Below are 12,814 nucleotides of genomic sequence, written 5' to 3' on the forward strand. Positions count from 1 at the left end.
AATATTTGCAACTTGTTTTTTTAACAGAAATTCCACTTATTTACACAAACTAATTCGTGTAAATAAGTGGAATTTCTGTTTGCAATATAGTTTGTGTTTGAAACTAAATCTCTATTTTTGATTTAAATTTATAACTCATGAAGATAAATCAGCTACAAATAGAAATAGATGGCATCGATAAAGAGATTCTTCGTTTCCTGATGGAAGATGCACGAAAACCAATACTTCAAATTGCTAATAAAATAGGAATTTCTGGTGCAGCCATTCACCAACGATTGCGAAAACTAGAAGATGCAAATGTGATTTCTGGGTCAAGACTAATCGTAAACACAAAAGTTTTGGGTTACAATACCATGGCTTTTGTCGGCGTTTATTTAGACAAAGCATCAAGTAATTCCGAAGCTGTAAAAGAATTAAAAAAAATTCCCGAAGTATTAGAATGTCATTATACGACAGGAAACTGGAGTATTCTTATCAAAATTATTTGCCGTGACAATGAGCATTTAATGAACTTGCTGAACAAAAAAATACAACCTATTGATGGTGTTTCGAGAACAGAAACATTTATTTCTTTAGACCAACAAATAGAAAGACAAATTCAGTTGTAAATCAATTACAAATTACGAATTAAAAATCACGACTAAAGAAAATTAATCTAAGTTTTAATTCCTAGCACGATGTCTTTCATCTATTATCTATATTCTTAATTTTAGTATAAATCCTTATCTTTGCTTCAAACAAAACCAAATGACTATTTCATCATCTAAAAAAATATACTTTGCCAGCGACCAACATTTAGGCGCGCCAACTGCCGAAGCTAGTTTTCCTCGAGAGCAAAAATTTGTTGCTTGGCTCGACGAAGTAAAGCAAGATGCCGAAGCTATATTTTTGTTAGGGGATTTATTCGATTTTTGGTTCGAATACAAAACGGTTGTTCCACGAGGTTTTGTTCGTGTTTTGGGAAAATTAGCCGAGATTCGTGACAGCGGAATCCCAATTTATTTCTTCGTAGGAAACCATGATTTATGGATGGGAGATTATTTCGAAAAAGAACTCAATATCCCTGTTTATCATACGACTAAAGAATTTACTTTCAATAATAAAACATTTCTTATTGGACACGGAGATGGTTTGGGCCCTGGCGACAAAGGCTACAAGCGCATGAAAAAAGTTTTTACTAATTCATTTTCAAAATGGATTTTTAGATGGTTGCACCCAGATATTGGTGTAAAACTAGCACAATATTTATCAGTAAAAAACAAATTAATTTCAGGCGACGAAGATGTTCGCTTTCTTGGAGAAGAAAATGAATGGTTGGTGCAATATGCTAAATACAAACTACAAACCAAACACTATGATTTCTTTGTTTTTGGTCACCGTCATTTACCTATGGAAATTCAAGTGGGTGAAAATTCAAAATACATTAATCTAGGCGACTGGATTGGCTATTTTACTTATGGTGTTTTCGACGGAAATACTTTCGAACTTAAGAAATATTAAAAGAAATTTGTGTAATCTGTCTTTAAAAACTAATTTTGCACCGTCTCAAAGGGGTGCTCTAAATAACGAGCTGAGATTATACCCAAAGAACCTGGGCAAGTAATGTTGCCAAGGGAATAATGACAAAAAGATAATGTGCACGTTATCCGAGTCATTGAAACATCAATTTATTAATTTAAAAAAAGAATAATTCCCCCTTTTATTCGTAAAATCTTTACGGATGAAAAATTTATTTAATTACAAAAGCTTTTTGCTTTCAATCGCTCTTCTTGGTTCTTACCTTTCTTATTCACAAGAAGCAGACACTACAAAAACCAAAAATCTGGAAGAAGTCATGGTACAGGCGATTCGTGCGAACGAAAAAACACCAGTTACTTTCACCAATTTTACCAAAAAGGAAATTGCCAAAAGAAACTTAGGACAAGACATTCCTACTTTAATGAACTATTTGCCATCGGTTGTGACAACTACTGATGCTGGAAATGGCGTAGGCTACTCCGGAATTCGCGTTCGTGGTAGCGATGCCACTCGTGTCAACGTAACCATCAATGGGATTCCATACAATGATTCTGAAAGTCACGGAACCTATTGGGTAAACATGCCAGATTTTGCTTCTTCGGCAGAAAATATTCAATTGCAACGTGGTGTTGGAACCTCAACTAATGGAGCCGGTGCTTTTGGAGCCAGTTTAAATGTATTAACCGAAGGAACAAACAAAATTGCTGGAGGAGAAATTTCAAACTCATTTGGAAGTTTCAACACTCACAAACACACCGTAAAATTCAACACAGGTTTGATGAATGATCATTTTGAAATTTCAGGAAGATTGTCAAAAATAAAATCTGACGGTTATGTAGACAGAGCCAAATCTAATTTAAATTCTTATTTTTTACAAGGTTCATACACAGGTAAAACTACACAAATTAAAGCCTTGGTTTTTGGAGGGAAAGAAGTGACTTACCAAGCTTGGTATGGTGTTGATAAAGAAACTTTAGAAAGCGATCGAACTTTTAATGCTGCAGGAATGTATACTGACGCTGATGGCAATACTCAGTTTTATGAAAATCAGGTAGACAATTACAACCAAGATCATTATCAATTGCATTGGAATGAAAAAATATCTGACAAATTCAACACTAATTTGGCTTTTCATTATACCAAAGGAAAAGGATATTATGAAGAATTTCAGGAAAAGGCAACGTTTGCAGATTATAATTTAAACGATGTTACTATAGATGCAACGACCATCACCGAAAGTAACTTAGTGACTCGAAAATGGTTGAATAATGATTTTTACGGACTGACTTTCTCTGGGAATTATAAAACCGAAAAACTAGATGTTATTCTTGGTGGTGGCGCTAACAAATACGAAGGTTTGCATTACGGACAAGTTATTTGGGGGCAATATGCTTCAAATTCTACCAATTTTTCTCACTATTATGATGATTATGGTATTAAAACCGATGCCAATGTTTTTGCTAAAGTCAATTATCAAATCACCGAAAAACTAAATATTTACGGAGATTTACAACTAAGAAATGTCAATTATAAAGCCAATGGTGTTCAGGCAGATTTTGTAAACGAAACTTTCAATTTTTTCAATCCGAAAGCCGGAGTAACGTATAGTTTGAATCAAAATTCGAATTTTTATGCGTCTTATGCTCGAGCCAATCGTGAGCCTAATAGAACCGATTACAAAAATGGCAATCCAAGACCTGAAAAATTAGATGATTATGAATTGGGTTGGCGTTTCGTAACTCCAAAAACCCAACTAAACATTAATGGTTATTATATGTTTTACAAAGACCAACTGGTTTTAACTGGAGCTTTAGACGAAGTAGGAAGTCCAATCAGAAAAAATAGCGGTAACAGTTATAGATTGGGAGTTGAGTTGAATGCTAAATTTCAAATTAACGAAAAATGGACAGTCGCTCCGAATTTCTCATTAAGTGACAATAAAAACATCGATTACATCAATGATGAAGGTGGAAACTTAACAAATTTAGGGAAAACAACCATTGCTTTTTCTCCAAAAATAGTCGCTGGAAATATATTGACGTTTTCTCCATTAAAACCTTTGCAAATTGGACTATTATCAAAATTTGTCGACAAACAATTCTTATCAAATATTGAAGATTCGAACGCAACCTTAAAAGATTATTTCATACAAGATTTACTTATTGATTATGAATTTAAACCGACTAAGATTTTTAAATCAATTCATTTAAATCTTTTGGCTAATAACATTCTTAATGTAAATTATGTCTCAAACGCCGCTGATTATGGTGGAGGATATATTTATTATTATCCACAAGCTGGAGCAAATGTTTTAGCAGGTTTGACGCTGAAGTTTTAGAGTTAAAATTAAAATTAAAAAAATCCATCAAGAGACAATCTTGATGGATTTTTTATTTAACAACATCTCGTGGCTTGCAGAAGTTGGGGATTTGGTTAGCCTAAACTTTCGATTAAGCACTGAAAATCAAAAGTACAAAACAAACTTTAAATTAAGTCCTAAAACCCCAATTTCTTAAAACCGCTGTTGTATGCAGGCTTTTATAACTTTTCTATTTTATCGCTATATTCTCTTTTAAGTTCGGATAATTCTTCTTCCCTTAAAAAATAATCATTTAACCATTTAAGTTGCCGAACAATTTCATCTTTTACGTATTGTTCACTTTTTTTATTTTCAAAAATTTTAAACGCATCTTCAACAATTATTTTTATTACATTTAATTTGAGTTCAATATCAATTTTTTTTGAAGATATGCTTCTAGCAATCATAAAAAAATCATCGATATGATCGTTATACAAATTCTTCTTATTGTTTAATTTTGTTAGTAAATATGAAAAATCGTATAATGTACTTAAACCATATTTTTTCTTTTGTATTATCCATTCTTCTATTTGATGATGTTGATAAAACTCAATACCTCTATAAATTTCATTATTGATTGCTAAATCAGTAATTCTTCTTGCTCGATATGAATATTCTTGAAAAATTTCATTTTCTTGATATTCAGTCAATGTTTTTGAATTTGTTATTGTGTCAAATAAATTATTTAATTGCCAACAGAAATTTGAATAAACATTTTTATTTTTATTTTCTATTGCAATTTGTAATGGTTTAAATAAGATATCTGGTAATTCTGTTTTTAAATAAAACCAATAATTTTTAGGAATGGTCATTTCATAATTTCGTTCTTTTTTTAAGTTTTGCATATTATAATCCATTGTTGGAACTTCTTCATCAGAATAATTCATAGATTTTATATGTTCTTGTATTACAGAAATAACTTTATTCAGCAAGTATGATTGTTGATTGTAAAAATTATTGTTTTCAATTAATAATCTATATAAATCAATTATTGTTTCATCTATTGGATTATTTCGAAGTATTCGAATTTCGTTATTAGCTAAATGCAGATGAGTTCTTAAAAGATTATTCAAAAGTACACTTACTGTAATTTCATCAATTTCTTCAACAGATACTTTTTTAAAATGCCTGCAAATAAAATTATAAGCATATAAATTCTTAAAAATTACTTTTTTTTCTGTTTCTTTATTTAACGGAATTATTAGTTTTTCATATAAATCATTTAGTATTGTTTGTGGCAAACCCCAATCATTTTCTTTTATTGCCGAAACACCAATATCTTTTAGTTGAATTAGCTTATTCTTTTCAAGATTTTCAATCAAATTTACATCATTCTCATTATTTGGGTCGTATAAGTTGCTAATATCAATTTCTGTTACTTTTTTAATTAATTCTTTTATTGTGTCATAAGAACTAGAATGCTTAATGCATAAAATAATTAAAGGAAATTGTATAAAAAGATTACCAAAAGTGATAAAGCTCGAAAAATACAATAAAGTGATAATTGTATTAATATTTGCAATTTGAATTGTAAAAACTGATAAACTTATAAATATAAGAGAACCACAAAAAAGACTGAATGTAAGTTTAATCCAAGTATTGTCTAAAATGAAATCAAATGAATTTCTCCTAATTTTTTTTGAAAAAGCATTGTAAACAACAAGCAGGATAGTTAAAATAAAACTTGAAAACCCTATAATTATTGAAAACAATCTTAAAATATACGATTCTGCGGATTCAATTTTTTGAAGATGAAAATAATCAGGAATTATTTGTAGAAAAGGAATTTGAACAAATATGAATAATAACATAAAACAGAAAATTAATTTTCCATTATATAATTTTGATATTGTTTGTATGATTTCTTTCATTCGTCATTTTTGGTAAGCTTGTATACAACTTATAGCTTTGTGAGGGTTTATAATTAAACCTTTAATTATAAACCCTCAAATTAGCACCACTAATTTCAACTCTATAAGGTTTTAAAGAATATTGTCCTGTGCCAACTGCAACTCCTCCGGTGTACAAACTGTATTCTTTGCTGTCGCAAGAACATTTTCCGTTAATCCCATTTAGGGTAAGTTGCGTGCAATCACTTGGGTATTGGTTTGGGCAACTGGCTTCGAAAGCGCGATAATCATCGGTACCAACTTTCATCATAATAATTCCTTTTATTCCAGCCCCAGCATTGGTAATTAAAACAGGATTGCTAGGAAAATTAAGGTTGCTATAAGAAGGCAAATTCGTATTTATAACTACTGAAAAAGAGTAATTTGGCAAATACGGATTGTCACTTACAACCTTATCTTTGTGGCAAGATAAAGCAAGAATAGCTATTATTATGAGGAAATATCGTTTCATTTTAAAAATTTTCAACCTATTTTGTTAGAACAAATTTAATTTAATTAACTTTGTAATAGTATGATTGTCATATAAAATTACAAACTGAAATAAAAAATAATATCTTTGCCGAAAGAAATCCCGTCGCGATGGGATTTTTTCTATTTATATATAACGAATAAATTATGAGTACAGTATCTTATTATACAGCCGAAGGATTAAAAAAACTAAAAGACGAGTTAGAACAACTCAAAGCAATTGAACGCCCAAAAGCGTCGGCAGATATTGCAGAAGCAAGAGATAAAGGTGATTTATCTGAAAATGCCGAATACGATGCTGCAAAAGAAGCACAAGGTCTTTTAGAGTTGAAAATTAAGAAAATGGAAGAAGTATATTCTAACGCTCGTTTAATCGACGAATCTCAGTTAGATGTTTCAAAAGCCTTGGTTTTATCGCATGTGAAGATTAAAAACCAATCTAACGGAATGGAAATGTCTTACCATTTAGTTGCCGAAAGTGAAGCAGATTTGAAGACAGGGAAAATATCAGTAACTTCTCCTATCGGGAAAGGATTACTAGGAAAATCTGTTGGAGAAATTGCCGAAATTACCGTTCCTAACGGAACTCTTAAATTTGAAGTTCTAGAAATTACAAGAGATTAATTTTTTAAGTTTAACTGTTTAATTGGCTAACCGATTAAACGAATAACCGATTAAACAATGTCAATATTTACCAAAATAGTAAACGGAGAAATCCCTTGTTACAAAATTGCCGAAGATGACAATTTTTTAGCATTTCTCGACGTAAATCCGAATGCAAAAGGACACACTTTGTGTATTCCGAAGCAAGAAATAAACAAGATTTTCGATATAAACGATGATTTGTATTTGGGATTGATGGCTTTCGCCAAAAAAATCGCAGTTGCCTTAGAAAAATCGGTTCCGTGCAAACGAATTGGCATGGCGGTTATAGGACTAGAAGTTCCTCACGCTCACGTGCATCTTATTCCGCTTAACGAAATGGACGAAATGCGTTTTCAGAATAAAGTAAGTCTAACACAAGAAGAATTTTTAGCTTTGGTTAAAGTAATTCAAGGAAATTTATAAATTTTATTTACATCAAACCATCGGTTATTACTGATGGTTTTTTAATTTAATAACCACAATACCATGAAAAAAATACTGATTTTAATACTATTCACAATGAGTTTAAACGTTGTTGCGCAAAATACAATGTCACCAGAATTATTATGGAAACTAGGACGAGTTACTGCTTTAGGAATTTCTAAAGATGGAAAAAACGTAGTTTATAAAGTTTCGACACCATCAATAGAAGAAAATAAGTCGGACTCGAAATTTTATACCATTCCAGTAATTGGAGGAAAAGCGACAGAAGTAAAAGACACCAAAGACTTATTAATTGACAAAAACATTTCTCCTGACGGAAAATATATCGTTTACAACGAAGAAGTAAAAGTTGATAAAGTTCACGGAAAAGATTATTATCCAGAATTAGATAAATCGAACGTTCAAATATACAACGGTTTAGATTATCGTCATTGGGATACTTGGAACGAAGGAAAATTTAACCATGTTTTTTATAAAGAAAACAAAGAAGGTTCGGTTGGAATAGATATTCTGAAAGACGAAAATTTCGATTCACCTCAAAAACCATTTGGTGGCGACGAAGATTATATTTGGTCGCCAGACAGCAAAAGTATTTTGTATGTATGCAAAAAAGAAGCGGGAACAAAATATGCTATTTCGACCAACACGAATATTTACGAATACAATCTTGAAACCCAAAAAACCATCAATAGAACCGAAGCCAATTTAGGTTACGATACCAATCCGGTTTTTTCACCACAAGGAAATTTAACGTATTTGCAAATGAAACGCGATGGTTATGAAGCCGATAAAAACGATATTATTGTCGATTTCAAAGGCATAAAAATGAATCTAACCGCAAATTGGGATAACTCAGTTGCTAGTTTTTCTTGGAGTAAAGACGGTAAAAAAGTATATTTCCTTGCAGCAACAGACGGAACACAACAATTATTTGAAGTTAATTTTCCAGGACTAACAAGAATTGCTGTTACGGTAACTCAACTTACTTTTGGTGATTTTGATGTGCATGATATTGTAGACATTACTGCCGATAATGCGATTGTTACAAGAACAGATATGAATCATGCATTAGAAATTTATTCATACAATTTGAAGAAAAAAACATGGTTGCAACTCACGAAAGTAAACAATGATGCTTACGCTAAATTAAATTTACCAAAGTATGAAAGACGTTATGTAACCACAACCGATGGCAAAAAAATGTTAGTTTGGGTTATTCTTCCACCTAATTTTGATGCAACTAAGAAATATCCAACCTTATTATATTGTCAAGGCGGGCCACAAAGTCCGTTGACACAATTTTATTCTTTCCGTTGGAATTTCTCACTTATGGCATCGCAAGGATATGTCGTAGTAGCGCCAAACAGAAGAGGAATGTATGGTCACGGACAAGCTTGGAACGAGCAAATTTCTGGCGATTGGGGCGGACAAGTCATGCAAGATTACCTATCAGCAATAGATGATGTTTCTAAAGAAAATTATGTAGACAAATCTCGTTTGGGTTGTGTTGGTGCTAGTTATGGCGGATATTCGGTATTTTATTTAGCAGGAATTCACAACAACAGGTTTAAAAGTTTTATTGCCCACGATGGTGTTTTCAATACCCAAAGTATGTTTGGTACAACGGAAGAAGTTTTCTTTAACAACTGGGATTTTGGTGGTGCTTATTGGGAAAAAGACAATAAAATTGCACAACAAACCTATACTAAATTCAATCCTATAAATTATGTAGAAAAATGGAATACACCAATTCTAATTATACAAGGCGGAAATGATTTTAGAGTACCGATCGGGCAAGGGCAAGAAGCATTTCAGGCAGCACAATTGCTAGGAATAAAAAGCAGATTTTTGTATTTCCCAGAAGAAAATCATTGGGTTTTGAAGCCACAAAATGCACAGGTTTGGCAAAAAGAATTTTACAAATGGTTGAAAGAAACGTTGTAATATCAAAAACCTTCAATTAAAGTTGAAGGTTTTTTTATTTCTTAATTAAAACCTAAATTGTTGTTAAATTAAAAAATAAGAAAGAACATTTTTTAATTTTACCAATCTTTAAAAAACAATAAAACTATGAATACAATTAAATCAATAGTTATAGCGACTTCATTAATAGTTAGTGCTTCAAGTTTTGCACAAGACAATTTAGTGAATTCATTAAAAATTAATGCAAGCGAAAAAAGCAAAGAAGCATTCAAATTTACTGATGTAATTAATCTAGAAAATACTTCTGTAAAAACACAAGGTTCATCAGGAACTTGTTGGAGTTATTCAGCAAACTCATTTTTAGAGTCAGAAATGATTCGAATGGGGAAGAAACCGGTAGAATTATCTCAAATTTTCTCAGCGCGTAATGCGTATGTAGAAAAAGGAAGAAATTATGTTCGTATGCATGGCGCTGTTACACTTGGTGATGGTGGTGCATTTCATGATGTGATGAATATGTATCGTAAGTACGGTGCGGTTCCACAATCGGTTTATACAGGTTTAAATTACGGAACCGAAAAAAATAAATTTGGCGAAATGGCAGCTTTAGGCGAAGCTTTACTTGCTGCGGTTGTAAAAAATCCTAACGGAGAGTTGACGCCAAACTGGGAAAAAGCGTATGCAGCAGTTATCGATTCTTATCTAGGAACTGTGCCAAAAACTTTCGATTATAACGGAAAAAAATACACACCTGAAACTTTTGCAAAAGAAGTTGTAGGTATAAATGCTGATGATTATATCGAAATTTCTTCTTTACAAGAATATCCTTATTATTCGAAATTTGTATTGATGGTTCCAGACAACTGGTCATTTGATCAAGTATATAATGTTCAGATTAATGAATTGACAGATATTACAGATAATGCTTTAAAAAATGGTTATACCGTTGCTTGGGCTGGCGATGTTAGCGAAAAAACATTCAGCTGGAAAAATGGTGTTGCTTTTGTTTCTGAAAAGAAAGTTGAAGATATGACTGCCGAAGAAAAAGCGGATTTGTTTAATGGTCCAAAGAAAGAACCTGTTGTTACCGAAGAAATGCGTCAAAAAGGTTTTGATAATTACAACACAACTGACGACCATGGTATGCATATTGTGGGTTTAACAAAAGATCAAACAGGTAAAGAATATTATATTGTTAAGAATTCTTGGGGAACTACAAACGATTACAAAGGATATTTGTATATGAGTAAAGAGTTTGTAAAATACAAAACTACGGCTCTTATGGTTCACAAAAAATCGATTTCTGCAGATATGGCTAAGAAGTTGAAAGTATAATTTTAATAGAATTATTTATAAAAAAAGGGAGTGTTCAAATTTGAACACTCCCTTTTTTTATTGACAGAAAGCAGAATCAAAATCATGTGGTTTTAACATCTTTTGTGCTTTGATTTTAATTGAATAAAACAGGTAGTTTGTCATTCTGACGAAGGAAGAATCTCATCAATACTATCATTATGAGATTCTTCCTTCGTCAGAATGACAATATTATTCATAAATATTCTGGTGTTTTTAAAGTTTAAATGGTATAAGATAAATTATTTTATTTGTGAAGAGCTCAAAAAAAAGTCCCGAATTTCTTCGAGACTTTCCTTTTTAGTATTTAGTAAAATGATTATTTTTTAATAATCATAAACTCAGAACGTCTATTTTTTTGGTGTTCTTCTTCAGTACATTTATCACATGCTACTTTTGGTTCAGATTCTCCAAAACCTTCTCCCGAAATTCTTGCTGCTGCAATTCCTTTCGAAATTACATATTGCACAGTCGATTTTGCTCTACGTTGAGACAAAATCATATTGTATTTGTCATCACCGCGTGAATCTGTGTGCGATTTAGCAAAGATTACCATTTCTGGATACTGATTCATCACTGCGACTAATTTATCTAATTCAGTTGCACCATCTCGTGTAATATTACTTCTGTTAAACTCGAAGTTAATCTCGTTTAGTATAACTTCAGTTTCGGTAACAATAGCTTCAATAGGACTTAAATCTGTGTTTAAAGCAACTTCTCCTCCTTTAGATTTATCCATAGGGAAAACATCGCTTGTGTAACCAGATTTATCTACATTAAGAAAATAGGCTTTGTCACATTCTAGGCGAAAATTAGCATTTCCCATATCGTCTGAAACGGCATTTCCAACAACATTTTTATTTTCATCCACAACAGTGATGTTTGTATTTGCTAAAACCAAACCTGTTTTTTTGTCATGAACTGTAGCGATTAGATTTACATTACAAACGGGTATTGCAAGATAAATATCATCATCTCCTTGTCCGCCATCTCTATTACTAGATAAAAATGCGGTTTTTTGTTCTTGATTGAATGTAAATCCGAAATCATCTTTTTCGCTATTTACAGGTTTTCCAAGATTTATTGCTTCGTTATTTTTAGTTGTATCGAAAGCAAAAACGTCAAGTCCACCTAATCCTTTTTTTCCGTTAGATGCAAAATATAAGGTGTTATTATCTGCTATAAATGCTGACATTTCATTTCCTTCGGTATTTACTTTGTCGCCTAAATTTTCTGGTTTACCAAAACTTCCGTCTCCGTTTACAGCTACTTTCCAAACATCGGTTTTTCCTAATGTTCCTGGCATATCGGAAGTAAAATATAACGTTTTTCCGTCTTTACTTAACGAAGGACTACTCGTGTTGTATTCTTTCGAATTAAATGAAACAGCAGAAATGTTTGTCCATTTTTCGTTTTCTTTAGTCGCTTTGAAAATGTTCATTTTACCCATTTTCGTTTTTTTATCTTGAGACTTAACGAATTTTTTATCGAAAAAACTCTCACGAGAAAAATACATAGTATTTCCATCGGTACTTATAGTAACAGGGCCTTCATGATATGCAGTATTCAAATCATCAACCAAAACAGATTTACTATTTACTTTTCCGTCTTTGAAATCGGTTTTGTAAACATCTAAAAATGGTTGATCATTCCACTCGTAAGTTTTTCGAGCTGTATTTCTTGCGCTAACAAAATAAATCACATTATCTTTTAGGTAAGGACCAAAATCTGAATACTTAGAATTAAATTCTAATGAATGTACATCAAACATTTTTGTCTTTCCTAATAGTTTAGCCAGATAATTGCCATCTTCATTTATGCTTTGTGCTCTCTTATCATTAGGAGCTAAGCTTGCAAATTTGTTCATTTGCTCTGCCGCTTCATTATATTTTGTATTGGCTTTTAGCATTTGAGCATAACGGAAATAGGTTTCGGCATCTTGCTGTTTTGTTACAGCTTGTGCATACCATTTTTCGGCTTCGATGGAATTAAAAACATTGTAATAACAATCACCTAATTGTTTGAAAACATAAGTATCTGCTTTGCCTTTATCTGTTAACTTTAAATATTCTTTAACGGCATCTACATAGTCATAGTTGCTATAAAGTTTGTCTGCTATTTTTGTGTCTTTATTTTGTGCTTTACCAGTCGTTAAGACTAGAATAAAACTTAAAGCTATATATATTTTTTTCAT

General features: G+C 31.7%; 10 protein-coding genes. 7 read left to right on the forward strand and 3 right to left on the reverse strand.

What is annotated here, in order from left to right:
* The first annotated feature begins 137 nt into the window (after positions 1-137).
* The 3 genes from BM053_RS07720 (at position 138) to BM053_RS07730 (ending at position 3,856) form a co-directional block, all read left to right on the forward strand.
* Complete coding sequence (locus BM053_RS07720) at positions 138-608, forward strand: Lrp/AsnC family transcriptional regulator (RefSeq protein ID WP_091475946.1); 471 nt, start codon at positions 138-140, stop codon at positions 606-608.
* A 139-nt stretch (positions 609-747) separates the two neighbouring features.
* Entirely contained in the window at positions 748-1,500 is a 753-nt protein-coding gene (locus tag BM053_RS07725; protein ID WP_091475948.1) for a UDP-2,3-diacylglucosamine diphosphatase, read from the forward strand.
* Positions 1,501-1,720: 220 nt separating this feature from the next.
* Entirely contained in the window at positions 1,721-3,856 is a 2,136-nt protein-coding gene (locus BM053_RS07730; protein ID WP_091475951.1) for a TonB-dependent receptor, read from the forward strand.
* 200 nt (positions 3,857-4,056) lie between these two features.
* On the opposite strand, the gene BM053_RS07735 is transcribed toward BM053_RS07730, so the two are convergent.
* Positions 4,057-5,589, reverse strand: coding sequence for a hypothetical protein (locus tag BM053_RS07735; RefSeq protein WP_167357323.1), 1,533 nt, complete (start codon positions 5,587-5,589; stop codon positions 4,057-4,059).
* A 220-nt stretch (positions 5,590-5,809) separates the two neighbouring features.
* Entirely contained in the window at positions 5,810-6,238 is a 429-nt protein-coding gene (locus tag BM053_RS07740; protein WP_091475956.1) for a Rieske (2Fe-2S) protein, read from the reverse strand.
* 164 nt (positions 6,239-6,402) lie between these two features.
* On the opposite strand from BM053_RS07740, the gene greA reads away from it, so the two are divergent.
* The 4 genes from greA (at position 6,403) to BM053_RS07760 (ending at position 10,602) form a co-directional block, all read left to right on the forward strand.
* A complete protein-coding gene (gene greA / locus BM053_RS07745; RefSeq protein ID WP_091475959.1) occupies positions 6,403-6,879 on the forward strand; it encodes a transcription elongation factor GreA in 477 nt (158 codons plus the stop codon).
* Positions 6,880-6,936: 57 nt separating this feature from the next.
* Complete coding sequence (locus BM053_RS07750) at positions 6,937-7,323, forward strand: HIT family protein (RefSeq protein ID WP_091475963.1); 387 nt, start codon at positions 6,937-6,939, stop codon at positions 7,321-7,323.
* 63 nt (positions 7,324-7,386) lie between these two features.
* Positions 7,387-9,288, forward strand: a complete 1,902-nt coding sequence (locus tag BM053_RS07755; RefSeq protein WP_091475966.1) for a S9 family peptidase — start codon at positions 7,387-7,389, stop codon at positions 9,286-9,288.
* Between the two features lie 126 nt (positions 9,289-9,414).
* Positions 9,415-10,602: a C1 family peptidase gene (locus tag BM053_RS07760; protein WP_091475968.1), complete on the forward strand. Its 1,188-nt coding sequence runs from the start codon at positions 9,415-9,417 to the stop codon at positions 10,600-10,602.
* A 337-nt stretch (positions 10,603-10,939) separates the two neighbouring features.
* Here the strand turns inward: BM053_RS07760 and BM053_RS07765 are convergent, their stop codons facing one another.
* Positions 10,940-12,814: an OmpA family protein gene (locus BM053_RS07765; protein ID WP_091475971.1), complete on the reverse strand. Its 1,875-nt coding sequence runs from the start codon at positions 12,812-12,814 to the stop codon at positions 10,940-10,942.

The organism is Flavobacterium swingsii, assembly GCF_900111965.1.
Lineage (GTDB): Bacteria > Bacteroidota > Bacteroidia > Flavobacteriales > Flavobacteriaceae > Flavobacterium > Flavobacterium swingsii.

Coding starts and splice junctions, on each gene's coding strand:
- BM053_RS07725 (WP_091475948.1), top strand. CDS start 748: ATGACTATTTCATCATCTAAAAAAATATACTTTGCCAGCGACCAACAT.
- BM053_RS07740 (WP_091475956.1), bottom strand. CDS start 6,238: ATGAAACGATATTTCCTCATAATAATAGCTATTCTTGCTTTATCTTGC.
- BM053_RS07760 (WP_091475968.1), top strand. CDS start 9,415: ATGAATACAATTAAATCAATAGTTATAGCGACTTCATTAATAGTTAGT.
- BM053_RS07720 (WP_091475946.1), top strand. CDS start 138: ATGAAGATAAATCAGCTACAAATAGAAATAGATGGCATCGATAAAGAG.
- BM053_RS07765 (WP_091475971.1), bottom strand. CDS start 12,814: ATGAAAAAAATATATATAGCTTTAAGTTTTATTCTAGTCTTAACGACT.
- BM053_RS07730 (WP_091475951.1), top strand. CDS start 1,721: ATGAAAAATTTATTTAATTACAAAAGCTTTTTGCTTTCAATCGCTCTT.
- greA (WP_091475959.1), top strand. CDS start 6,403: ATGAGTACAGTATCTTATTATACAGCCGAAGGATTAAAAAAACTAAAA.
- BM053_RS07755 (WP_091475966.1), top strand. CDS start 7,387: ATGAAAAAAATACTGATTTTAATACTATTCACAATGAGTTTAAACGTT.
- BM053_RS07750 (WP_091475963.1), top strand. CDS start 6,937: ATGTCAATATTTACCAAAATAGTAAACGGAGAAATCCCTTGTTACAAA.